Source organism: Croceivirga radicis, assembly GCF_002072105.2.
GTDB classification, from domain to species: domain Bacteria; phylum Bacteroidota; class Bacteroidia; order Flavobacteriales; family Flavobacteriaceae; genus Croceivirga; species Croceivirga radicis.
Map to the genome: position 1 here is coordinate 503,165 of NZ_MTBC01000001.1, position 23,058 is coordinate 526,222.

Below are 23,058 nucleotides of genomic sequence, written 5' to 3' on the forward strand. Positions count from 1 at the left end.
AGGTATTAAAACCAATGGTTTTGTAACGGTATTTACAATTACTTAAACAAATCTTATACCAAAGTATTGTATAAAAAAAGCCCTGATGTATTCATCAGAGCTTTTCCTAAATAACCAACCAAACTTTAAATTATGAAAAACCAATACTTAAAGTTATAAGGGAACCACCCCTTATGCCAACAAAGATACGGTGTTGTTTGGGTTGCCATGTGGTATTTAACCAACTTTAACCAAAGTGTTGTTTTTTTTAGAATTCTTTATAAAAAATACTGCAAAATTAGAACCAAAAGCCTACGCTAAAGAACAAATGGCTGTCGTTGCGTTGTGGTGTCCAGGAGTAATAGACCTGTACAGGACCAAGAAAAGACTCTAGACCATAACCAATACCAAAGCCAGTATAATCAGGAGCAGTGAACCATTCACCTGTTCTAAACAAGTCATCGTCTATATTGGCCATGTTAGCTTGTAGCAGTAAGTGGTTTTTTCTGGCAAATTCAAAGTCCAAATTAGCTTTGGCCTTAACAAAACTATTGCCCGTAAGACTTAAAAAGTCGTATCCCATAAAAGGGATCAAGTTATGTACCCTGTGGTTGCCAAAACCACCCATGATAAAATCAAAAGTTGCAATTCTAGAAGTTCCTAGTTTAAAGCCGCCTTCAGAATCTAAATTTATAGAGAGGTTGTGCGTAATTGGTAAGGCCACGCCCATTTGTGCTTTTGCAATGGCAAAGTCTTGAAAATCGCCTTTTAAATCTGGATTGTATACATAATAGTTTAGATTTCCGTTAAAATACAATCCTCTTGTTGGGAAATATTTATCGTCATAAGTGTCTAGCCTTAAGTTGGCAAACCCACTAAAATAATTGCTGTTTTCAAAGAAGATGCGGCCGTCTTTATTTTCTAAGGATTCATTTTCATCTACCAATTGTAAATTGTTGAACGTAGTAGTACTAAATCTAATGAACCTATGTTCTAATCCTGTTCTAAATGCAAATTCTTCGCGAACTACGGTTTGTAGGTAGATTTGGTTGGTAAGGTCTGAAAAGTCTAAATTGATTTCGCTAAGATTTTCACCACCGCTAATATTGAAGTTTTCTTGTATGATTTTAAAATCTACGGCTTCATCAAAAGTGTTGAACTTTGAATTTATTCCAAAACTCCAGTAGAAGCCTTTATCTATGTAATATTGAAAATTGTACCGGATGTGGTCTCCTAAGATAAAATCAAACGAACCTACATCGTCCTTAAAAATTAAATTTTTACGTGTTAAGTTTATAAGCGCGGCACTTTTGTATAGGTCATCATAATGTGCGCCCATTTTAATAAACATCTTTGTGGGGTTTTCCTTTAAGTTTAATATTAAGTCTGTACCCAAGCCATTAGAAACCAACTTATAGCGTATAGCTTTAAAATTGCCTGTAGCAGCCATATTCCCCAGGCCTTGTTGTAGTCTTTTAAAGGTGATGGTATTGCCCAAGGTAAAACGTAATTTACCTTTAATATAACCCCTTGTGTAGCGTTCGTTACCCTTAATTATTAACCGATTTATGGTTAAGCTATCCTTAGCTTTTTCTATAGGTTTTCGTTTGCTTGCACCTTGTAAATGAGCCACATCTTTGAGGTCTTGCAGTTTTAACTCGGCAGCTTTTACACCCTCTGCTATAATGTTTTCTGTCTCCTCAAAATCAATTACGGTGTATTTTGCAATATTAGGTTTTATGTAAACATCTGTTTCTTCCCTTTTGGTGTTCATTTCGTTCACCGTACGGTAGTTGTTTATCTGAAATAAAATTTCGGTAGCAGAAGAAAGTGATTCTCTTTTTGCCAAATCATCTTGTACATCTATACCTATTATAATATCTGCCCCTTTTTTTCTTACCTCGTTTATTGGGTAGTTATTTACCACACCGCCATCTATTAAAATTTGGCCGTCAATTTCAGATGGTTCAAAAAGAGAGGGCAATGTACCGCTGGCCATTATGGCTTCTGGCAAATACCCCTTATTCATTAATACGGGCTTGCCGGTTTCTATATTGGTGGCAATACAAATAAAGGGTATGGGTAGCTCATTAAAATCTTCTACATCTTTAACGTGGTATAGTAGTCTTATAAACTCGTTGTAAATGTTTTGTCCGCCAGAAATAGCTTCAGGAAAGCTTACTTTAAAATTATCAAAAGGTAAAGAAAGGGCATACCGTTCCGCATCGTCCTTTTCATAAAAGGTTTTAGCGTTTCTAGGTAAATTATCGGTAATTAATTGCGATAGGTTGGTGGTTTTAAAAATAGAATCCAACTCATTTGCTGTGTACCCTGCGGCATATAGTCCACCAATGATGGCTCCCATACTTGTGCCGCCAATGTAATCTATTTTAATCCCGGCTTCCTCTATTACTTTTAAAGCACCTATGTGTGCCATGCCTTTTGCGCCACCACCACTTAAAACAAGGCCAACTTTTGGTTTTCTTTGAGACCAAATCAAACTTGAAATTAGCAATAAAAGAACCGTGCAATAGTGCTTACCCATATTAATTAAACTTCTGATATACTTTCTTTGCTTTATCTACGCCAATGGCTTGGGTTAGGCTTTCTATGGAAGCCTCTTTAATCCGTTTAACGGACTTGAACTTTTTTAGTAATTGTTCTGCTGTTTTGCTACCTATGCCATCTATGCTTTCCAGTTCTGTATTTATAGCGGCCTTACTTCTTTTTTGTCTATGGAAGGTAATACCAAAACGGTGAGCTTCGTTACGTAATTGCTGTATAATTTTTAAGGTTTCGGATTTTTTATCCAGGTATAACGGTATGGGGTCTTCTGGAAAGTAAATCTCTTCTAGGCGTTTTGCAATGCCAATTATGGCAATTTTACCCCGTAAACCTAACAAATCCAAGCTTTTTAGGGCAGAAGATAATTGTCCTTTTCCACCATCGATAACAATAAGTTGCGGTAAAGGTTCATCTTCGTTTAAAAGTCTTTTGTACCTTCTAAAAACCACCTCTTCCATAGAGGCAAAATCATCGGGGCCGTCAACTGTTTTGATATTAAAATGTCTGTAATCTTTTTTAGATGGTTTGCCATTTTTAAACACTACACAGGCCGCCACCGGGTTGGTACCTTGGATGTTGGAGTTGTCAAAACATTCTATATGTGTAGGTTCTACAGAGAGTCTAAGGTCTGCTTTCATCTGAGCCATTAAGCGCTTGGTATGCCTATCTGGATCAACAATTTTCATTTGTTTAAATTGTTCTTGCCTAAAAGCTTTTGCGTTGTGTAAGGATAGGTCTATCAATCGTTTTTTGTCGCCTAGTTTGGGAACGGTTACCCTTACCGGCAGTTCTAATTTTATAGGAAAAGGGAGGTATAGCTCTCTGGAATTAGACTTAAAACGTTGCCGTATTTCTATGATGGCCAAACGCAACAATTCTTGGTCTGTTTCCTCTAGCTTCTTTTTTATTTCCAAGGTGTGGGACCGTATAATTGCCCCGTTCATAATTTGTAGAAAATTAATGTATCCAGCACTTTCATCAGAAAAGATGGTAAATACATCTACATTGTTGATTTTTGGATTTACAATGGTAGATTTTACCTGGTAATTTTCTAATACGTCTATCTTATCTTTTATTTGTTGGGCCTTTTCAAATTCCATTTCTTGGGCAAGGCGCTTCATTTCTTGTTTAAAGTAAGTAAGACTACTTTTAAAATTACCTTTTATAATTTCTCTTATATCTGCAATTTGTCTGTTATAGGATTCAGAAGATTGTAGGTCTTCGCAAGGGGCTAGACAATTGCCAAGGTGGTACTCCAAACACTTCTTGTACTTATCAGCTTCAATTTTCTCTTTGGATAAATCATAATTACATGTTCTTAAAGGATAAACACTTTTAATAAGGTCTAAAAGTGTCCGTACTGTTTTCATGCTCGTATAGGGACCAAAATATTCAGACCCATCTTTTATGAGTTTTCTTGTTGGGAATACTCTGGGAAAACGTTCGTTTTTGATACAAATCCAAGGATAGGTCTTATCGTCTCTTAAAAGTACATTATAGCGTGGCCGGTATTTTTTAATTAGGTTATTCTCCAATAAAAGCGCATCGGACTCCGTAGCTACCACAATATGTTTTATAGCTACTATTTTGGAAACTAGAACCCGTGTTTTTCCAGAATCATGTTGCTTGGTAAAATAGGACGAAACTCTCTTTTTAAGGTTTTTTGCCTTACCTACATATAGTATTTTATCTAATTTGTCATAAAACTGATATACACCAGGGCTATTGGGTAACGTACTTAGCTGAATATCTATAGGGACGGTTTTTGACATATTGCTAAATCAAGCGTTGATTTTTGATTTTAAGTTACGTTCTTTTTTACAAAAATCAGTAGAAATTGTGGAAGCCTAAAAAGTGTTAAGATTGTTTAACTTTTAATTGTTTTGTTTACACTTACGCTTAAAAAATATAAACAACACCCTATTTGATGTTAAAAAATATGTAAAAAACATGTATTTCATCGATAAAATTGTGTCTTTCATAGGATTTTAATTCGGTTTATTGTTATATTTAGGGAAACAAATGATTAATACATGGAAAATTATTTAATTGTTTTGGGCATGTATTTGATTTTGATGTTGTTTTTCAAAATATATTTTGCTGTCTCTACGAGAGAGTAGTATGATGAGAATAAACCCCCAAAAAATCAAGTAACCCCCAAAAGCTGTTTTGCTATAAAGATTTTATAGTTGACTAAAAATGAACTTAGAGTAGATTATAAGAAGAGGAGAGACCTACTTAACTCTACTATAATTGAAGAAAAAAGTATTCAAATTGCCAATAAGGTATTACTGCTACCTATTTGGCAATTTTCTTTTTTTCATATATTCCTGCCTATTCAAAAGCAAAAAGAAATTGATACCTCCCCTTTGTTGTCGCTGTTACAAGGAAAGGATAAACATGTGGTTGTTCCAAAGATGAAGAATAACCAAGATCTAACCCATTATCTGCTTTTAGATAATACCATATTTAAAACCAATAAATGGGGTATTCCAGAGCCCCAAGATGGAATTCCTGTTGACGAAGAAAAATTAGATGTTGTTTTTATACCGTTATTGGCCTATGATATAAAAGGAAATAGAGTGGGTTACGGTAAAGGCTTTTATGACTGTTTTTTATCTAAATGTAAACCAGGGGTATTAAAAGTAGGCTTGTCTTTTTATGAACCGGAACAGTTTATTGATGATGTAGATGCTACTGATATACCTTTGGATTACTGTATAACCCCAGAAGCGATTTATAAATTTTAAGACTCGTTTTTAGACGGGGAAGCAAATGCTTTTTTGTTGAAAATAATTAATACGGCAACACCAACACTTATTGCGCTATCCGCTATGTTAAAAATAGGTTCAAAAAACCGGAAACTTTTACCGCCATATTTTGGAACCCATTCTGGCCATGTGGTATCTATCATGGGAAAATAAAGCATATCTACCACTTTTCCATGGAAAAGCTTTCCGTAAGGCTCGTCAGAAAATAGTGTAGCTACTTGGTGGTTGCTATGGTCAAAGATTAAACCGTAAAATACAGAATCTATAATATTGCCTAGAGCACCTGCAAAAATCAAAGACACGGCTAGAATTAAAACTTTAGGAGCTTTTTTCTTAATAATGTCAAAAAGCCAATAGCCTATACCTACAATAGCAAACAGTCTAAAAATGGTAAGGAATAATTTTCCGGCACTATCAGAAATAGGCAAGATATCACTAAGCTTGGTACCCCATGCGGCGCCTTCGTTTTCTATAAACAGGATTTTGAACCAACTAAAAACCGTTACCGATTCTCCAAGTATAAAATTGGTTTTAATATATATTTTACTGATTTGGTCTATCAGTAATACTATGATAATTAGGATTAAGGATTTCTTTAAACTCATCTGTGAACGTAAAATCAAACGCAAAAGTAGCTATATTAATCGACTCTATTAATCCAAATATCGCCTTCTATGCTGCTAAGGTTAAAAGTGCTATAACCTTGCAATTCTTTTTCTTTAAAAACCTTACCATATTTAGAACTTGCTGCAATAGTACCACGGCCTTTATGTACATTAATGGAACCTTTTTGGGTCTTAACCTTTACTTGGCCAATAACATTATTTAAGTTACAATCACCATCTGCCAAAACCACGTTTACTTTATCAAAGGTTCCGGATATAGTAACATTGGAATTGGTTCCGTGAATTTCTATTTGTTGCGCTTTAGGTAAGCTTATTTGTAGGGAAATAGATATGACCTTATGGGCGCTCAGCTTATCGTTAGGTGCAGTAAAGGTGGGTAAAAAACCGGCGCTGATAAAAATGTTTTGTCCATCTTCTTCTAATTTAATGGCTAGGTCTTTTGCATATTCACCTTCAATTTTACCTTCAACTATGGCTTGGTTGCCTTCTATAGTTTTTACGGTAATAGCATAGCAGTCCGACGCATCTACATGAAAGTATTTGGTATCTGTAGAGGCAAAGGACTTTTGCACAACTTTTTGCGCATAGCAATGGCCAATGCAGCAAATTAGAAATAGGAGTAAACTTCTCAACGGTAGAAACAAAAAAACGCCCTAAGGCGTCTTTTATTTTTGCATGTTTTTGGCCTCGATACTTAAAGTTGCATGAGGTACCAATTTTAAACGCTCTTTGTTGATTAGTTTACCGGTAACACGGCAAATTCCGTACGTTTTGTTCTCAATACGTAGGATAGCATTTTTTAGGTCGCGTATAAACTTTTCTTGTCTAATAGCCAACTGGGTGTTTGCCTCCTTGCTCATGGTTTCAGAGCCCTCTTCAAAAGCCTTAAAGGTTGGTGAGGTATCATCGGTACCGTTATTACCATCGTTCATATAAGAACTTTTTAAAAGTTCCAAGTGTTGCTTGGCCTTTTCAATCTTAGCCTCTATCAATTCCTTGAATTCGGCCAAATCTTTATCTGAGTATCTAACTTTTAAATCTTCTGCCATTTTTAGTGTTTTTTAATAAACAGTTTTGTATTCACATCGTCAAAAGTTACCGTTGTGCCTTCTTCCAAATTATCTGCCAACATTAGACTTTCCGTCAATGTTTCGCTTTTTAGATAAGCTTCGTTCTGGGTAACCGCTTGTTCTACAATTCCGTCTTTCAATATTTTTAAATCTATCTTATCGGTAACTTCAAATCCTGCATCTTTTCTAAGATTTTGAATTCTATTCACCAATTCTCTTGCAACCCCTTCTTGTCTAAGGGCATCGTTTATGGTTACATCCAAAGCCACCGTAATAGCTCCTGAACTGGCAACCAACCACCCTTCAATATCTTGAGAGGTTATCTCAACATCTGAGAACTGTAAATTAATACTTTTATTTTCTAATGAAAGCGATATTTCGCCTTCTTGTTCAATTTTTTGGATATCTTTTTGTTCTAGCTTGGAAACGGCTGCCGCAATCTGCTTCATTTCCTTGCCATATTTTGGGCCTAAGACCTTGAAATTAGGTTTTATTTGTTTTACCAAAATGCCAGAGGCATCGTCCATAATTTCTACCTCCTTAACATTAACTTCGGATTTAATAAGTTCTGAAACAGCCAAAACCTCCTCCTTTTGTTCTTGGTTAAGCACAGGTACCATTACCTTCTGTAACGGTTGCCTTACCTTGATTTTTTCCTTTTGTCTTATAGAAAGCACTAAGGAAGAAATTTTTTGAGCCGTATGCATTTTGCTTTCTAGCTCTTTGTTAACCAAACTTTCATCATACTGTGGAAAATTGGCCAAATGCACACTTTCCAGTCCTTCTTTGTTGGTTGCTGCATCTAGGTCTTTATACAACCGATCCATAAAAAATGGCGCAATGGGTGCACCTAGCTTGGCAACGGTAAGTAAACAGGTGTATAGGGTTTGGTATGCAGCAATTTTATCTTGCTGATAGTCTCCTTTCCAGAACCTTCTTCTACCTAGACGTACATACCAGTTACTTAGGTTTTCTTGTACAAAATCTGAAATTGCCCTGGCGGCTTTTGTAGGTTCATAATCCGCGTAGGCCTCATCTACCTTTTTAATAACGGTATTGAGTTCTGACAAAATCCACTGATCTAATTCTGTACGTTCCAAAACAGGTATTTCTGCTTCGGAATAATCAAAACCGTCTATGTTGGCGTACAAGGCAAAAAAGGAATAGGTGTTGTACAGTGTACCAAAAAACTTACGTTTTACCTCTGTTACCCCTTCTATATCAAACTTAAGGTTGTCCCATGGGTTTGCATTGGCAATCATGTACCAACGGGTGGCATCTGCGCCATGTTCTGGCAAGGCCTTAAATGGGTCTACCGCATTGCCCAGTCGCTTAGACATTTTTTTACCTTCTTTGTCTAAAACCAGTCCGTTGGAGACTACATTCTTATAGGCCACGGAATCAAAAACCATAGTGGCTATGGCGTGCAACGTGTAGAACCATCCTCTGGTTTGGTCTACCCCTTCTGCTATAAAATCTGCTGGGTAACTAACCCCCTTGTCTACCAGCTCTTTGTTCTCGAACGGGTAATGCCATTGGGCATAGGGCATGGAACCACTATCAAACCAAACATCAATTAAATCGCTCTCTCTACGCATGGGTTTGCCGCTTGGCGAAACCAAAGTAATTTGGTCTACTACGTTTTTGTGCAGATCAATTTTCTCGTAGTTGGCATCAGACATATCGCCAACCACAAAATCTTTAAATACGTCTTCTGCCAGCACACCGGCAGCTACCGCTTTTGCCATCTCTCCTTTAAGCTCTGCAACCGAACCAATTATTATTTCTTCTTGGCCGTCTTCTGTTCTCCAGATAGGTAAGGGAATACCCCAATATCTAGATCTAGACAAGTTCCAATCGTTAGCGTTGGCCAACCAGTTACCAAACCTACCTTCTCCTGTAGCTTTGGGTTTCCAGTTAATGGTCTGGTTTAGCGCAAACATACGGTCTTTTACGTCTGTAACTTTTATAAACCAAGAATCTAGTGGGTAGTATAAAATAGGCTTATCGGTACGCCAGCAATTCGGGTAACTGTGTACGTACTTTTCTACCTTAAAGGCTTTGTTTTCGGTCTTAAGTTTTATGGCGATTTCTACGTCTATAGACTTATCTGGTGCCTCACCATCTGTGTAGTATTCGTTTTTAACGTACTTGCCGCCAAACTCCTTAAGCTCTGGCCTAAATTTACCTTGCAGGTCTACCAACGGAACGGGATTGTTGTTCTCGTCTAAAACCAACATAGGCGGTATGGGCGGATTGGCTTGTTTGGCCACAAAGGCATCGTCTGCACCAAAAGTAGGCGCAGTATGTACAATACCCGTACCATCTTCCGTAGTTACAAAATCGCCCCCAATAACCCTAAAAGCATTTTCTGCATTCTGGTACGGTAGTACGTAATCTATGAGTTGCTCGTATTTAGATTCGATTAAATCGGCTCCTTTTACTTCTGCCAGTACCTGATAAGGAATTTTTTTGTCTTCTGGTTTAAAGTTGGCAAAATCCTCATTGGATTCTGCTGCAAAGAATTTACCAGAAAATTGCTTGTTAAGTAAAGCTTTTGCCAATACAACCTGGATAGGCTCATAGGTATATTGGTTAAATGATTTAACCAGAACATAATCTATTTTTGGCCCAACGGTCAATGCCGTGTTAGAAGGCAGTGTCCATGGAGTAGTGGTCCAGGCTAAGAAATAAATGGCTCCGTCAAAAGCTTGCAAGGCCTGCGGCAAACTTTCTTTTAGTGCTTTAAACTGTGCTGTTACCGTAGTATCCGTAACGTCTTGGTAGGTTCCTGGTTGGTTTAGCTCATGTGAACTAAGACCGGTACCTGCCTTTGGTGAGTACGGTTGTATGGTGTACCCTTTATAGATTAAGCCTTTATCATAAATCTGTTTTAGCAACCACCAAACAGATTCCATGTATTTAGATTTGTAGGTAATGTATGGGTCGTCCATATCTACCCAATAACCTACCATTTCTGTCATTTCGTTCCAGACATCCGTATAACGCATTACCGCTTTTTTACAAGCTTCGTTATATTCTTCTATGGTAATTTTTTTACCAATATCTTCTTTGGTGATGCCCAGCTCTTTTTCTACTCCAAGCTCTACCGGTAGGCCGTGGGTATCCCATCCTGCCTTACGTTTAACCTGAAAGCCCTTCATGGTTTTATAACGCGGAAAAATATCTTTAATAGTCCTGGCCATTACGTGGTGGATTCCCGGCATACCGTTGGCAGATGGCGGTCCTTCAAAAAACACGTAACTCTCTTTTCCTTCTCTGGAAGTTATACTCTTTTCAAAGATTTTCTCGTCCTTCCAAAACTTTAAAACTTCTGTTGCGGTCTTTGGTAGGTCTAAACCTTTATATTCTCTAAACTTCTTCTCCATGGGCCTAATAAAATAAGTCTGCGAAATTAAGAATTTTAAAGTATTTACAGGTTTGTAAAAAGATAAAAAGCCCCTACTACTAGGGGCTTTTATTCAGATTTTTAGTAAGATAGGATTATTTACTGCCGGTAATGGTAACATTAACGTTAAGTTGCAACGCAGACGTTAAGGATAAGGCGCCTAAATTTAGTCCTGTAGAAGACTCAGCCTCTAGTATAGCTGCAAGTTCTACATTGCCACTGTTTTGGTTTTCATTGTAACCTACAAAGACCAATTCGTACTCGCCTTCCTCTACAAAATTTAAACTATAGGCATTGGTAAGCCCACTAACCTCTGCACTGGTAACGGCATTGGCAAAGGTTACATTGCTACTACCAGAACCTTGTGTTTCGGTTTCTGCATTAAAGGTTCCTTTTTTGTAAGCGTAAACTATAATTTTATCAGAATTGTCTTGGCCTTTGTCTACGGATCCTTTTATAGTGCCCGTAGCTTCCTCGTTAACGGTTCTAATGGCATTGCCTAATTCTGCTGCTGTAGCAAAAGTAAGTTGGCCAGCGGTGCTAGCTTCACTTTCTACCACAGATTTTCTAAGGTCAAAGTCTATGATAATAGTGTTGGCCGTTGCCGCCACAACTTCAAAACTATCATTGATTTTAATGCTATTTGCACTGCTCTCTAATTTCTGTTTTTCTCCATTGGCCATTTGTACATAGCAACCAGGGGCATTACCTTGTACATCTTTCTCATAATCCAATACCAATTCTAAGCTAGAGTAGGTTTTGGAGGTTAGGTCTAGGTTACCCAAGGTTTGTGTTTTGCCATTTACCAATGCGGAAAGTTCTATAGTAGTAGCGGTAAATCCTTCTAAAGACTTACCATCTAATTTTACATCTGTTACGGTAACAAATACGGCAGATACGTTGGCATTGTCTATTGGAGCATCTGTAATTTTAAAAGTGGTGTTGTAGGTTTCTGAATTAGAATTCTCCCCGTCATCCTCACTACAGGAAACGGCAAAAACCATACTAAATAAAAGCAATCCTGTTAATTTCAATACATTCTTCATAATTAAACTATTTTCTGTTTAAGATTTCGGTTATGAAACAATGAGGGCCAATTTTACCCTAATGTATATTTTGTTAAATTCTGTTAACGAGGCTTTATTGATCAGATAGCCAGCGAATTAAAAATTGTGTTTTTTATCGTTTTTAAGCGGAAAAGAATATTTATACGTGACCTTTAGCCTATTTTTGTTTCTTAACACTAAAACTATTTAACATGAAAAAATTTGTATTGGCCTTATTGGCATTAATATTAACTACAGGAACATTGGTGTCTTGTAAGGAAGCGGCAGAAAAGGCCGAAGAGGCAAAAGAAGCTACTGAAGGAGCCATGAAAGAAGCTGGTGAAGATTTAAAAGAAGCCGGTGAGAGTGTAAAAGAGGCTGGTGAAAATGCTATGAACGAGGCAAAAGAAGCAGGTGAGGGAATGTTGAAAGAGGGCGAGAAAGCAGTAGACAGTATTAAAGCTGCTGGTGAAAAAGCCATGGATAGTGCCAAAGAGATGGGGAACGATGCTATGGATAAGGCAAAAGCTGCCGGCGAAGACTTAAAAGAAGCTGCAGATAAAACGGCTAAAGATGTAAAAGACGCAGTTAAAAACTAAGTATTACCATACTGGTTTAAAAGTAAAACCCTTGGCTACGGCCAAGGGTTTTTTTGTTAGAAAGTATAGGTTAGCCCTAAAATTAAATTGGTGCCCGGTGCGGCAATACCAGAAGAATAAGGCCTATACCTTTGGTCTGTAATATTTTCTAAAGCCATGTTACCTTTAAACTGGCTGTTGAATTGATAACTACCCCTAAAATTTAGCGTGTACCAAGATGGGGCATAAGGGTTGCCATTTTGGTCTTGTGCGTAGATATAGGTTTTGCTTCGTTCAGAGATGGCTAGATCATCATAAGCTATTTCTGCATTGTAATTTAAAAACAGGTCTGTAGCAAACTTATCTTTCTTCCATTTTAAATGGGCATCCGCAAAGGTTGGGGCCACGTGCCGTGCGGCAGAGTCGGTGCCATCATCGTCTTCTTCTACACCTTCTGTAAGCGTTAAATTACCTTCTAGCTGCCAGTGGTCGTTCAAAAAGGCTTCTGCCCCAAATTCAAAACCATAAACGTAGGCTTTTGCCGCATTTTGTATGGCTTGTACGTTACTCTCTTCGCCATTATAGCTAATGGTTGTTTGGCCATTAAAGGTAAAATCTCGCCTTACCAATGCATCCACTAAATAGGTGTAGTACGTGGTTGCTTTAAGCATTAATTTATCATTAAAATTTCTGCTGATACCAAAGTCTATGTTATAAGCGTATTCTGGCTCTAAATCTGGATTTGGTACCACCACGGAACCAGGTTCGGAATCAAAAATCTTTCCTACATCGTCAATGTTGGGCGCCCTAAAACCGGTAGAACCGTTAAGCGTTAATTGTAAGTTGGCCGTTGGAAAATAACTTACGCCCAAACTTCCGGTTAGTGCACCCGTTATAAGGTCTGCTTCTTTAAAAGGGAACGGGTAGTATGTAGTATCAAAGGTAGCATCTACCCAAACCTGACTGTAGCGTAAACCGGATAATAGGGTTAGATTGGGTTTTACTTGGTATGCTCCGCTAACATAGCCAGCAAAGGTTTGCCAAGTAGCCCCGTCTGGATATCTAGACGCCGTTGGTTCCGTATCTCCGTTGCTCAAATCTAACTGACTTCCAGTAGAATTAACCTTATTAAAAACATAGCCCAGCCCGTAATAAAGCCTTAAATCTCCTATTTTTTTGTTTTCAAAATCTAGGTTTATAGATAGGGCATCTACTATTTCTTTAGTGGTATACCTAATAGCTTCCCCAAAACCCCTATCGTTACGGCTTTCTTCAAAAAACTGATAGGCCGTGGTAAGTTTTACGCCGTCGTAAAATTTATTTTTTCCTTTTTTGGTGATTTGCGAATTGGCCATGAACCACTTTTGTGGACCATAATACCATTCTGCAGACCTTAGCCCATCTCCAGAACCATTGGGTCTAATGAGCCGGTCATAGCGCGAAAAATCTGTTGTTTCGGAATAATACAAACCAAGATCGTACTCCCAATTGGGGTTGGGTTTGTATTTAAATTTTTGCAAGGCATTAATTTGGTTGTACCCGCTGGTTACTTGCTTTTTAGGGTCTTCATTGGCAACTAAAACATCCGTGCCATTGACTGTGGTTACAAAGGTGTTTCTTAAGTAACTGTCTGGGCCATGGCTGCCCATGGTTAAATCGCCAAAATTATTATAGCTAAGGCTGGTGTAGCTGGCCCATTTTTTAAAACCAAGGTTTACCGCGGCATGTGCGGTATTCTCATTGCTGGCCGTACTAAACCTGTAGGTAGCGTTGCCCGTAACCGTTGTGCTATCCGTATAGCTTAGTTTAGGGTTTTTGGTATAAAAATTCATGACCCCACCAATAGCATCGCTACCATAGATTACAGAACCGGGACCAAAAATTACCTCGGTGTTTTTAATGCTAAAGGGGTCTATGCTAATTACATTTTGGAGGTTGCCGCCTCTAAATATGGCGTTGTTCATACGTACGCCATCTACGGATATTAGCACGCGGTTGGTGGCAAAACCACGGATCATGGGGCTGCCCCCGCCCAACTGACTTTTCTGTACAAACACCTTACCGCTTTGTTGTAGCAGGTCTGCGGCGGTTTGCGGGTTGGTAAAAGCAATATCCTTGGCACTTACGTTGGCAATTTTCTGTGGCACGTCTTTTTTTTGCTGCTCCCATTTAGATACGGAAACCACAATTTCTTCTAATTGCTCTGGGTTGGGTTCCAAATAAATGCGGTACCCTTTTTTGGCCAAATTTTTCTTTAAAACCGTATAGGGTTGAAAGGATAGGTGTTTAAAATAAATGAGTTCATTTCTGGTAAACGCCTTTAAACTGGCCTTACCCGAAAAATCTGTTATGGTGGTGGTAGATTTATCTTGGTTGTAAATGGCCACGTTCATAACTGGTTGCCCATTTTCTGCATCTAGAACGGTTACTTCTTGTGCATTGCTAACCAATAGGCTAAATAAGAGAATTAATAGTGTTAGGTTGTTTTGCATTCTTAATTAAAAACTGCGTTTAATACCGCTAGTGATTTTGGTTGCCTAAAGCCGTGCACATGCAATTCATAATACAAAAGCAGTTTTTTAAGCAATTCTTGTCGGTTGGTTTTTGTAATAGTTATCTGCGGTAATGCATCAAAATTTATGCCTAACAGCCTTTTAAAATCATAAATAATGGGTTTTTCTATAAGTGGGTTTAAAGAGGGCGATGCAATGAATTGGCCTTCAAGCAAATCAAAATAATCCAGGGCTTCCTCGGTATCTTCTGGGTAAAACCCCAAGTATTTAGAAAGCTGTAGCATAAACAACAGATGGTAATGGCCCAGTTTATCGGTTTTATCCAATAATTGTAGGGATTGTTCTAGGTATTTAAAAAGGCCGGAATCTGCATCACTTTCTTGCAACACATTGGTAAGCAGCTCTGCCAAGAACAACACTAGACTGTTTTTTAAAATTTCTGCATGTATGGTTTTATAGGGAAAATAGACTTTTGCTTCGCGTATGGATTCTAAGGTGCCTTTGTTCTTGTGATTGGCCACCAATTCTAATTGGGTAAGCGGCTGAAAAAGCGCCGCCTTTAACTTCCCTTTTTTACTGGCCAAGACCCCTTTTAACAAATACGCTTTTAAACCATCTGTTTGGGTGTACGCCTTAACAATAAGGCTGGTGTCTCCGTATTTTAGGGCAGACAACACAATGGCTTTGGTATGGGTGAGCATTACAAGAAACTTCTAAAAAAGTAAAGATAGTAGAAGCAGTTAAAAAACGGGGCTTGGGCTGCGTTTTGTTTTTAGTGGGCAATCTTATAGAGTATCAACAACTACTGTTAAAAAAAAGCATTTCTTTCGTGGGTTGGATTTTGTAGTTTTATGCGAAAGAGATATCTGGAATTTGATAGGTGTCTAATTGTTGTACACAATTAAAAAGCTTTTTGAATTTTTCAACCATGAACTAAACACTTGAAAATAATCATGAAAAAATATTTAGAAAAATTTATTGTTCTAGCTACAGTTTATTTAGCGTTAACCACTACTAAACGTCTAATTTGGTATTTTGAAACTCCAGATTGGATAACTGACTTGAGAATTCCTAATATTTGGGACATTGAATATTTGACATTCGCTATAATTCGTTTTATGGTGCCTATTTTTACTGTACTTGGTTTGATTAATTGCTTTAAAAATAGAGTATTCGAGCTAAACAATTTATTTAATTTCCCGATTTTTTATATTTTATTAGATTATATAATTTCCGTCATCCGATGGTCATCGCCTTTATATGAATATCCTAAATTTAATTTCACTTTTTTATTCATATTTAAAACATTATTTCTAATCTCAGTAGTATATTTCATTAGTTATAAACAAAAAAATACAACTAAATCAAGTTTAATAGCTAGTAAAAAAAAGAGAATCATCAATTTTTTAATTGATTCATTTATTATCATTTTGTCATTTGTATCTCTTTTACCTAATTTTAGTGAAATCTATGATGACATTTACTATCTACTAACGGACTTAGGGCAACTATCCAAGTATAAATGGATTCTTTGTAAATTATTTTTCGTATATTATTTCTGTTTTGAATTGTTTTTTAGACAAACTTTTGGAAAATTATTTACAGATACACAAGTACAAATACAACAATCCATTTTGAGAAGCATCTTTCTTAGAACAATATCAAGATTCATACCCTTATATTTCATTCCCTTATTTATTCAAAAAGAAGGCTTGCATGATAAAATATCAAATACACATATAACTGTTGCCAGCAACGCCTATAAGTAATGCAGGCTGATGTTTAAGACGAAAGGGATTTCTTATGGCAACGCTCACAATTTTGTAAATTGGTTATAAACAATAACAAATTTGAAAATGGTTCGCTTGGGTTCGTGCAAGACTTAAAACTAGCGCTTTTCAATTCCGAAATACTCATATCCGAGACCGTTATCGTGAATACTTAAAAAACAGAATGTTTGGATTAGGAAAAAAATACAATTACGAATCCTTAGCAGATGCAATAAAAATAGTGGTTCCTCATGATGACGAAAAAGAATTTTGCGTAAAAACTATTAAAGATTCTATTTCAGACGGTGGTTCTGCATTTGAAAGCTCCAAGTATAGATTTGGTTATATGGATAGTGAAAGAAAAAATCTAAATCCATCTCACAAACAACTTCCTTTTTTTGTTTTTTACGACCTGATTACAGAATCCTATTTGCAGTTAACCCGAAAAATAAATTCACAAGACGATTTATGGTCAAGAATAAGTATTTTATTAATTAACCATAATCTAAATCAATTCAAAAGTCAATTAGATTCAGAAATATATTACAATCATGAAATAGAATATCATGTTGATAATTCCAATATGATATTTAATTCTACAGAATTCGTTATTTATAAGATGTCAATCGAAAACGATTCAGCAATTGGACTTCTTCCCGTGAATAGTTACAACCAGCTAATAAAGTTACTCGATAAAACACCAATAGAATTAAAGATTATGAATGGTTAAAATCAATCTAACACTCTGTGTATTTCATGGCTGGTTAGTGCTTTCCGAGGCTTTTGTTCTTCGTGGAAGTCCCGTCAATCTGCAAGATTGACGAGCTTCGGAGGACAAATTTAGCAAGTCAATCTTGCAGATTGACTACGTGGTAAATCGAAATTTCACTACCTTGAAATCAGTCACGAAAACATACAGTTAACGTTGTGCATAATCAGAAATGCGAGTGATATAATTCTTTACCAGATGCTAGAAACAGAAAAAAAGAATATACAATTTGGGATATATCAATGGATTTCTTTCCTGCATTGCTAGAATAAATGATAAAACAAATCACGGATATGATTTTCGATTATCAAAACATAAAAAGGAGGATTCATCCACGAAGAAAATTCTTGACATAATTTTTAATCCAATTTGTGAATCATACAAGCTTGAAAAAGTTGAATCTCCTAAAGAATATATAGTTGAGAATATCAAACAATTTTGGTTCTTTAAATTTCAAGAAAAAGAATTTAGTAATATCTCGTTAACCGACAGCAGAAATCATTTTTCTTTATCGGATGAAGAATGGAAACATGAATGGATAGAGGAATTTGTTGATTTATTATTAGTTACAGCATCGAGTAATCAAGTTTATAGCTTGAAAGTTGGTAAGACAAAGGGGTTTTATGTTTGTTCAAGTTCTGAAATAATTCTTGAAAACGAATCTGAAATATATCATTTACACCTTTCTGTAAGCGATTAAATGATATATGGAGATGTCTAAAAAGAAATTACAATTTCTAAACAAACTAGAACTGTTCTACCGCAACTTCGGAAACGAATGGACATTGGACGAAATAATCGTGAATAAGGAGCATCATGGCTACTATCTCAACTTCTTAAAGGATTTAGAAAAACAAAATATAGTCAAAATAGACTCAGAGCGGAATACCTTTACAATAATTGATTTGTCAACAAAATATTTGTCAAAGGAATAAAGAATAGACTATTCACAACAACACCTAAACTGCATTAAAACCCAGTTAGCCAAACCGTTAGCTACAATTTAACCCCAAAATCCTAAAATATTATTATATTTGTATTAAACAACATGTATAATACAATTAAAATAATAATGAAAAATGATAAAAAACTAAACGAATTATTGACTTCTTGGGAAAACACATACAAAAAAGGACAGTTAACTCTTTGGATTTTTATGTCTCTTCAAGAAAGCAAAAAATATGTGGATGAAATTAAAAACTTCATTGAAAAAAAATCAAACGGAACCATTAATTGCGAAGAACAGAGTCTTTACAGAGCGTTAAGGAAATATGAGCATATTAATGTACTAACACACGAATTAAAAGAAGGTAATAAAGGACCTGATAGAAAATATTACTATTTAACCAAACTTGGCGAGGAGCTTTTTAATCAATTCGTGAATAGAAACATAAAACTATTTTACTCTAATGAAATAAAACAAATTTTAAAACTCAATTAAGTATGAAAACGATAACAAAACATTTATTAAGCTTTGCTTTAATAGCAATTATAGCAACTATAGCATTCCGCTACTTTTTAAGTTATGGAATTGAAAATCAATCAACAATAATTGTTACTACTTCTGCAATTATTTATGGGATTTCAATGTTCTTAGCAGGTTGGGTTTTTGGAAAAAAGGATGGGGAATACCTGCCAATATTCGACCTTGGATTTAGATTTCACCTTACAACTTATTTAACTCATAACGGAATTTCATTATTATGGATTTTATTAGGTTTTGGCTCGAAATATGAAAAATTAGAATGGACTGTTATGGTCGCCGTTTATTGGGGATTTTTTCTTTTCTTACATTTTATCTATTATCTATGGGCACGGAAAAACTCTATTGACAATTTAGACAAGGAAGACCTATTTGAATAAAAACTGTAGCTAACAAAGAACTGAATTAAAAAACAGTTACTATAATGTTATAATCCCAACCTAGACAAAACAAAAAAGCCCTTGCAAACTAATCTTGCAAGGGCTTTTTTATGCTTTAGCGGTTTAGATAACCCCTTGGGCCAACATAGCGTCTGCTACTTTAACAAAGCCTGCAATGTTTGCGCCTTTAACATAGTTACAATACCCATCTTCTTCTTTACCGTAGGCAATACAAGAATTGTGAATATCGTTCATAATGCCTTTTAAGCGCTCGTCTACCTCTTCTCTTGTCCAAGAAATACGTAAAGAGTTCTGAGACATTTCTAGACCAGAAGTAGCTACACCACCGGCATTAGAGGCCTTACCAGGGGCAAAAAGTATTTTTGCCTCATGAAAAGCATGTATGGCTTCTGGCGTAGACGGCATGTTTGCGCCTTCGGCCACGGCAATACAACCGTTTTTAAGAAGCAATTTGGCATCTTCCCCGTTTAATTCGTTTTGCGTAGCACAAGGCAATGCTACGTGGCAAGCAACTTCCCATGGCGTTTTGCCGGCGTGGTAACTTGCATTGGGGTACTTTTCTACATATTCAGAGATTCTACCCCTCTTGTTGTTCTTTAGGTCCATAACAAAAGCCAGTTTTTCGGTATCTATACCGTCCTTGTCATGTATATAACCGCCAGAATCGGACAAGGTTAATACCTTACCGCCCAATTGCAATACTTTTTCTGCGGCATATTGGGCAACGTTACCAGAACCAGAGATAACTACATCTTTACCTTCAAAAGTTTCGCCTTTGGTCTTAAGCATGCTATCTGCAAAGTATACCGTACCATAACCGGTAGCTTCTGGCCTAATTAAAGAACCACCCCAAGAAAGCCCCTTACCGGTAAGTACCCCGGTAAACTCGTTTCTAATTTTCTTGTACATACCAAATAGGAAACCAATTTCACGGGCACCTACGCCAATATCCCCGGCAGGTACATCTGTGTTGGGTCCAATATGTCTGCACAACTCCGTCATAAAGGCGTGGCAAAAACGCATGATTTCGTCGTCAGATTTTCCTTTTGGGTCAAAATCTGAACCTCCTTTACCACCACCCATAGGTAGTGTGGTTAAACTATTTTTGAATACTTGCTCAAAAGCCAAGAATTTTAAAACACTGGCATTTACCGTAGGGTGAAAACGCAACCCACCTTTGTAAGGCCCAATAGCAGAATTCATTTGAATTCTATAGCCTCTGTTTACGTGTATTTCGCCATTATCATCTACCCATGCCACACGGAAAGAGATAAGTCTTTCTGGTTCTACCATGCGTAACAAGATGTTTTTACCATGGTAAATATCGTGTTGTACTATATAAGGTATTACGGTTTCGGCTACTTCCTGTACCGCTTGGATAAATTCTGGTTCATGCCCGTTACGCGCAATCACCTCATCCATAAATGCTTTTATTTTTTGTTCTTCCATAGTTGGATTAATAAATTGTTATCAAAACCTAATTTTACAGCTGTGTTTTTGTAGAATTAGAAATTTAGGCGCAAAATTATGCTATTTATGTAATTTGCAAGGCTTTTTATGATAATTTTTCAATCGTTTTCGTTGAGTGCGCTTTTTAAGTCGTCTATTAGGTCTTCTACGGCCTCTATGCCTACGCTTAAACGTACTAAATTTGGGGATATACCATTTTTTAGTTGTTCGTTTTTGGGCATACTGCCATGGCTCATGGTGGCCGGGTGCCCAATTAGGCTTTCTACCCCGCCCAATGATTCTGCAAGGGTAAATAAGTTTAATCGTTGAATACATGCAATCGTGGCATTTTGGTCGCTGTCCCTCAATTTAAAAGCCAACATTCCACCAAAATCCCGCATTTGTTTTTTGGCAATTTCATGATTGGGATGCTCTGGAAAACCCGGCCAAAAAACGTTTTCGATTTTAGGGTGGTTTTTAAGAAACACGGCTATTTTAGCCGTATTCTCACAATGGCGCTGCATACGTAAAGCCAACGTTTTAATACCCCTAACCACCAAAAAGCTATCCATTGGGCCACAGATTGCTCCCGTACTATTGGTTATGAACCTTAATCTATCTGCCAGGGCCTCATCTTTTACAACCAAAGCACCGGCAATAACATCACTATGCCCACCCAAATATTTTGTGGCAGAATGCATAACAATATCCGCACCCAGATTTAGGGGTTGCTGCAAATAGGGCGATGCAAACGTATTGTCTACCGCTAACAAAATGTCTGTACCTTTTAGTTGTGCGGCAATGGCCGCTATATCTACTAGTTGAAGCATTGGATTGGTGGGGCTTTCTAGCCAAACCATTTTGGTGTCCTTGTTTAGGTGTTTAGATAGGTCATTGGCATTGCCCAAGTCTATAAACTTAAAAACGAGACCATACTGCTCAAAAATTCCTTTAAACAGGCGAAAACTACCGCCATAGATATCTTGTGTGCAGATTACCTGATCGCCTGGTTGTAACAGTTTTAACACGGCATCTACCGCCGCCATACCACTGGCATAGGCAAAAGCATGACTGCCCTGTTCCAAACTTTTTAGACTATTTTCCAATGCGGTCCGTGTTGGGTTGGCACCCCTAGAATAGCCATAACCTAAATTTTTACCCGGGGCGGTTTGCGCATAGGTAGAGGTTTGGTATATGGGCGGCATTACGGCCCCGTAGGCCTTGTCTGGCTGTTGCCCGCCATGGATGGCCGCTGTTTCAAAACGGTATGTTGTTTTATTCATTGCGCATGTTCTTAGGTTATAAAAGTATGGTTACTTTTGAAACTACCTAAATATGGTTATGAAAATAAAATTCCCTTTATACGTATTGGTTTTACTGATTTTTTCTTGTGCTGGCGAACAAAAATTAGCCGTAGAAACGCAAGAATTTAAAACAACGGCTTGTGATGCTTGTTTGGATGCGCAGCTGAATTTACCCCGTTTTACAGATGAAACGGACTTGGCCAAGACCATTAACAGTACCCTTGATGCCGAAGTAATTGCGTTATTGAATTTTAACGATGAGGTAAGCTTAAATTCGGTTGACGATGCCTTAAAGGCTTTTGAGGCCAGTTTTACGGAATTAAAAACCCAATATGGGGACGATATGATTCCTTGGGAAGCCAATATTGAAGGCAAGGTATTTTATGAAACGGATTCTTTGGTTACCCTACAAATGCAAACCTATATGTTTACTGGCGGCGCACACGGTTATAGCGCGGTAAATTTTTTGAACTTTTCTAAACAAGCGGCCCTATTGTTGCCCCCAGAAGATTTGTTTGTAGCGCTAGATGAATTTAAAACACTGGCAGAGCAGGAATTTAGAAAGCAAGAAAAAATACCTGCGGACAAACCCATTAACCATACCGGTCTTATGTTTGAGGACGATGTTTTTCAATTACCAGCCAATATAGGTTACGCACCAGAAGGCCTGCTGTTGTGGTACAATCAATACGAAATAGCTTCGTATGCAGACGGGCCAATTACCCTTACTTTGCCTTATGAAAAGGTAAATCCGTACCTTGTGGTAAAAGGAAAATTGGCCAATAAGTAAACCTATTTTACGGCTTTTTTAAGTGCTAGGATATTCCCAAAATGCATCCCTTCATGAAATAAATTGAAGTTTATGGCATCTTCTACGGAGTTTAAGGTAACGCCAAAACTAGTAGGGTAGGTTTTAAAGTCTTTGAATTTGCCGGCCTTGTAATCTTTTAAAGTTTGGACAGGCAACTGTGTCAACAGTTCTAGTAGTTGTTCAAATTCTGCCTCAGACGGATTTTCTTCTGGGAAGGTACCCTTTCTATATTTTGCCACCAATGTATCAGAAATATTCATTTCTAACCCACTTAGTTTATAGATCAGCAATTGCTCGGTAACTACGGTATGGGCAACATTCCACCAAATATTATTGTTAAACCCTTCTGGTATCTGAAACAGGATTTCCTTGTCTAACGTTGTTAAAAAATCTTTTAGTTTGCTTCTATTTTGTTGGCAGATTGTAAATAGTTGTTCCATGGTATGTATATCTGCGTCCAAAAATAGGGTAATCGCATTTAATTGGGTTACTTTGTACGTCTAAAGTTCGTTTAA

21 protein-coding genes are annotated in these 23,058 nt (G+C 37.1%); 9 read left to right on the forward strand and 12 right to left on the reverse strand.

What is annotated here, in order from left to right; all coding sequences use genetic code 11:
* Nucleotides 1–277: 277 nt before the first annotated feature.
* Together BUL40_RS02265 and uvrC are read right to left on the reverse strand one after the other, a co-directional pair.
* Nucleotides 278–2,524, reverse strand: coding sequence for a patatin-like phospholipase family protein (locus BUL40_RS02265; protein WP_080317900.1), 2,247 nt, complete (start codon nucleotides 2,522–2,524; stop codon nucleotides 278–280).
* Nucleotide 2,525: 1 nt separating this feature from the next.
* A complete protein-coding gene (uvrC, locus tag BUL40_RS02270) occupies nucleotides 2,526–4,316 on the reverse strand; it encodes an excinuclease ABC subunit UvrC (protein ID WP_080317901.1) in 1,791 nt (596 codons plus the stop codon).
* Between the two features lie 417 nt (nucleotides 4,317–4,733).
* Between uvrC and BUL40_RS02275 the strand changes: the two genes are divergently transcribed.
* Nucleotides 4,734–5,294 (forward strand): 5-formyltetrahydrofolate cyclo-ligase, encoded by a 561-nt coding sequence (locus BUL40_RS02275; RefSeq protein WP_080317902.1) that lies wholly within the window; start codon nucleotides 4,734–4,736, stop codon nucleotides 5,292–5,294.
* Here the strand turns inward: BUL40_RS02275 and BUL40_RS02280 are convergent.
* The 5 genes from BUL40_RS02280 to BUL40_RS02300 all read right to left on the reverse strand — a co-directional run bounded on the left by BUL40_RS02280 (nucleotide 5,291) and on the right by BUL40_RS02300 (nucleotide 11,466).
* Complete coding sequence (locus BUL40_RS02280; RefSeq protein WP_080317903.1) at nucleotides 5,291–5,920, reverse strand: lipoprotein signal peptidase; 630 nt, start codon at nucleotides 5,918–5,920, stop codon at nucleotides 5,291–5,293. The two genes, BUL40_RS02275 and BUL40_RS02280, sit on opposite strands and share 4 nt — an antisense overlap.
* Nucleotides 5,921–5,955: 35 nt before the next feature.
* Nucleotides 5,956–6,513 (reverse strand): DUF4097 family beta strand repeat-containing protein, encoded by a 558-nt coding sequence (locus BUL40_RS02285; protein ID WP_080317904.1) that lies wholly within the window; start codon nucleotides 6,511–6,513, stop codon nucleotides 5,956–5,958.
* A gap of 93 nt (nucleotides 6,514–6,606) precedes the next feature.
* Nucleotides 6,607–6,990, reverse strand: coding sequence for a TraR/DksA family transcriptional regulator (locus BUL40_RS02290; protein ID WP_010519053.1), 384 nt, complete (start codon nucleotides 6,988–6,990; stop codon nucleotides 6,607–6,609).
* A gap of 2 nt (nucleotides 6,991–6,992) precedes the next feature.
* Complete coding sequence (gene ileS / locus BUL40_RS02295; RefSeq protein WP_080317905.1) at nucleotides 6,993–10,400, reverse strand: isoleucine--tRNA ligase; 3,408 nt, start codon at nucleotides 10,398–10,400, stop codon at nucleotides 6,993–6,995.
* A 115-nt stretch (nucleotides 10,401–10,515) separates the two neighbouring features.
* Nucleotides 10,516–11,466, reverse strand: coding sequence for a DUF4382 domain-containing protein (locus tag BUL40_RS02300; protein ID WP_080317906.1), 951 nt, complete (start codon nucleotides 11,464–11,466; stop codon nucleotides 10,516–10,518).
* A gap of 212 nt (nucleotides 11,467–11,678) precedes the next feature.
* On the opposite strand from BUL40_RS02300, the gene BUL40_RS02305 reads away from it, so the two are divergent.
* A complete protein-coding gene (locus BUL40_RS02305) occupies nucleotides 11,679–12,065 on the forward strand; it encodes a hypothetical protein (protein ID WP_080317907.1) in 387 nt (128 codons plus the stop codon).
* Between the two features lie 56 nt (nucleotides 12,066–12,121).
* Here BUL40_RS02305 and BUL40_RS02310 read toward each other — a convergent pair whose 3' ends face one another.
* Entirely contained in the window at nucleotides 12,122–14,536 is a 2,415-nt protein-coding gene (locus tag BUL40_RS02310) for a TonB-dependent receptor (RefSeq protein WP_080317908.1), read from the reverse strand.
* A 2-nt stretch (nucleotides 14,537–14,538) separates the two neighbouring features.
* On the reverse strand, nucleotides 14,539–15,258 hold the full coding sequence (gene recO / locus BUL40_RS02315; RefSeq protein WP_080317909.1) for a DNA repair protein RecO: 720 nt from the start codon (nucleotides 15,256–15,258) through the stop codon (nucleotides 14,539–14,541).
* 252 nt (nucleotides 15,259–15,510) lie between these two features.
* Here recO and BUL40_RS02320 point away from each other — a divergent pair, with 252 nt between their 5' ends.
* The 6 genes from BUL40_RS02320 (at nucleotide 15,511) to BUL40_RS02345 (ending at nucleotide 18,958) form a co-directional block, all read left to right on the forward strand.
* The gene (locus BUL40_RS02320; protein WP_080317910.1) at nucleotides 15,511–16,326 is read left to right on the forward strand and encodes an RDD family protein; all 816 of its coding nucleotides are present in this window, start codon (nucleotides 15,511–15,513) and stop codon (nucleotides 16,324–16,326) included.
* Nucleotides 16,327–16,510: 184 nt separating this feature from the next.
* Complete coding sequence (locus BUL40_RS02325) at nucleotides 16,511–17,056, forward strand: hypothetical protein (RefSeq protein ID WP_080317911.1); 546 nt, start codon at nucleotides 16,511–16,513, stop codon at nucleotides 17,054–17,056.
* Between the two features lie 268 nt (nucleotides 17,057–17,324).
* Complete coding sequence (locus BUL40_RS02330) at nucleotides 17,325–17,795, forward strand: hypothetical protein (RefSeq protein WP_080317912.1); 471 nt, start codon at nucleotides 17,325–17,327, stop codon at nucleotides 17,793–17,795.
* A gap of 13 nt (nucleotides 17,796–17,808) precedes the next feature.
* On the forward strand, nucleotides 17,809–18,030 hold the full coding sequence (locus tag BUL40_RS02335; RefSeq protein ID WP_141239632.1) for a hypothetical protein: 222 nt from the start codon (nucleotides 17,809–17,811) through the stop codon (nucleotides 18,028–18,030).
* Nucleotides 18,031–18,167: 137 nt separating this feature from the next.
* Entirely contained in the window at nucleotides 18,168–18,536 is a 369-nt protein-coding gene (locus tag BUL40_RS02340; protein ID WP_080318021.1) for a PadR family transcriptional regulator, read from the forward strand.
* Between the two features lie 2 nt (nucleotides 18,537–18,538).
* On the forward strand, nucleotides 18,539–18,958 hold the full coding sequence (locus BUL40_RS02345; protein ID WP_080317914.1) for a hypothetical protein: 420 nt from the start codon (nucleotides 18,539–18,541) through the stop codon (nucleotides 18,956–18,958).
* 123 nt (nucleotides 18,959–19,081) lie between these two features.
* On the opposite strand, the gene gdhA is transcribed toward BUL40_RS02345, so the two are convergent.
* Both gdhA and BUL40_RS02355 read right to left on the reverse strand, forming a co-directional pair.
* Nucleotides 19,082–20,428 carry an NADP-specific glutamate dehydrogenase gene (gdhA, locus tag BUL40_RS02350; RefSeq protein WP_080317915.1) on the reverse strand — a complete coding sequence of 449 codons (1,347 nt, stop codon included), beginning with the start codon at nucleotides 20,426–20,428 and terminating at the stop codon, nucleotides 19,082–19,084.
* A gap of 119 nt (nucleotides 20,429–20,547) precedes the next feature.
* Nucleotides 20,548–21,711 (reverse strand): trans-sulfuration enzyme family protein, encoded by a 1,164-nt coding sequence (locus tag BUL40_RS02355; RefSeq protein WP_080317916.1) that lies wholly within the window; start codon nucleotides 21,709–21,711, stop codon nucleotides 20,548–20,550.
* 58 nt (nucleotides 21,712–21,769) lie between these two features.
* Here BUL40_RS02355 and BUL40_RS02360 point away from each other — a divergent pair, with 58 nt between their 5' ends.
* Nucleotides 21,770–22,522 carry a DUF3298 and DUF4163 domain-containing protein gene (locus tag BUL40_RS02360; protein WP_176465430.1) on the forward strand — a complete coding sequence of 251 codons (753 nt, stop codon included), beginning with the start codon at nucleotides 21,770–21,772 and terminating at the stop codon, nucleotides 22,520–22,522.
* A 2-nt stretch (nucleotides 22,523–22,524) separates the two neighbouring features.
* On the opposite strand, the gene BUL40_RS02365 is transcribed toward BUL40_RS02360, so the two are convergent.
* Nucleotides 22,525–22,983, reverse strand: coding sequence for a DinB family protein (locus BUL40_RS02365; RefSeq protein WP_244901807.1), 459 nt, complete (start codon nucleotides 22,981–22,983; stop codon nucleotides 22,525–22,527).
* Nucleotides 22,984–23,058 lie beyond the last annotated feature (75 nt).

Excerpts from the sequence above, each read along its gene's own strand:
- BUL40_RS02265 (WP_080317900.1), bottom strand. The coding sequence starts at position 2,524 with ATGGGTAAGCACTATTGCACGGTTCTTTTATTGCTAATTTCAAGTTTG.
- uvrC (WP_080317901.1), bottom strand. The coding sequence starts at position 4,316 with ATGTCAAAAACCGTCCCTATAGATATTCAGCTAAGTACGTTACCCAAT.
- BUL40_RS02280 (WP_080317903.1), bottom strand. The coding sequence starts at position 5,920 with ATGAGTTTAAAGAAATCCTTAATCCTAATTATCATAGTATTACTGATA.
- BUL40_RS02290 (WP_010519053.1), bottom strand. The coding sequence starts at position 6,990 with ATGGCAGAAGATTTAAAAGTTAGATACTCAGATAAAGATTTGGCCGAA.
- ileS (WP_080317905.1), bottom strand. The coding sequence starts at position 10,400 with ATGGAGAAGAAGTTTAGAGAATATAAAGGTTTAGACCTACCAAAGACC.
- BUL40_RS02300 (WP_080317906.1), bottom strand. The coding sequence starts at position 11,466 with ATGAAGAATGTATTGAAATTAACAGGATTGCTTTTATTTAGTATGGTT.
- BUL40_RS02305 (WP_080317907.1), top strand. The coding sequence starts at position 11,679 with ATGAAAAAATTTGTATTGGCCTTATTGGCATTAATATTAACTACAGGA.
- BUL40_RS02310 (WP_080317908.1), bottom strand. The coding sequence starts at position 14,536 with ATGCAAAACAACCTAACACTATTAATTCTCTTATTTAGCCTATTGGTT.
- recO (WP_080317909.1), bottom strand. The coding sequence starts at position 15,258 with ATGCTCACCCATACCAAAGCCATTGTGTTGTCTGCCCTAAAATACGGA.
- BUL40_RS02320 (WP_080317910.1), top strand. The coding sequence starts at position 15,511 with ATGAAAAAATATTTAGAAAAATTTATTGTTCTAGCTACAGTTTATTTA.
- BUL40_RS02325 (WP_080317911.1), top strand. The coding sequence starts at position 16,511 with ATGTTTGGATTAGGAAAAAAATACAATTACGAATCCTTAGCAGATGCA.
- BUL40_RS02335 (WP_141239632.1), top strand. The coding sequence starts at position 17,809 with ATGTCTAAAAAGAAATTACAATTTCTAAACAAACTAGAACTGTTCTAC.
- BUL40_RS02340 (WP_080318021.1), top strand. The coding sequence starts at position 18,168 with ATGAAAAATGATAAAAAACTAAACGAATTATTGACTTCTTGGGAAAAC.
- BUL40_RS02345 (WP_080317914.1), top strand. The coding sequence starts at position 18,539 with ATGAAAACGATAACAAAACATTTATTAAGCTTTGCTTTAATAGCAATT.
- gdhA (WP_080317915.1), bottom strand. The coding sequence starts at position 20,428 with ATGGAAGAACAAAAAATAAAAGCATTTATGGATGAGGTGATTGCGCGT.
- BUL40_RS02355 (WP_080317916.1), bottom strand. The coding sequence starts at position 21,711 with ATGAATAAAACAACATACCGTTTTGAAACAGCGGCCATCCATGGCGGG.
- BUL40_RS02360 (WP_176465430.1), top strand. The coding sequence starts at position 21,770 with ATGAAAATAAAATTCCCTTTATACGTATTGGTTTTACTGATTTTTTCT.
- BUL40_RS02365 (WP_244901807.1), bottom strand. The coding sequence starts at position 22,983 with ATGGAACAACTATTTACAATCTGCCAACAAAATAGAAGCAAACTAAAA.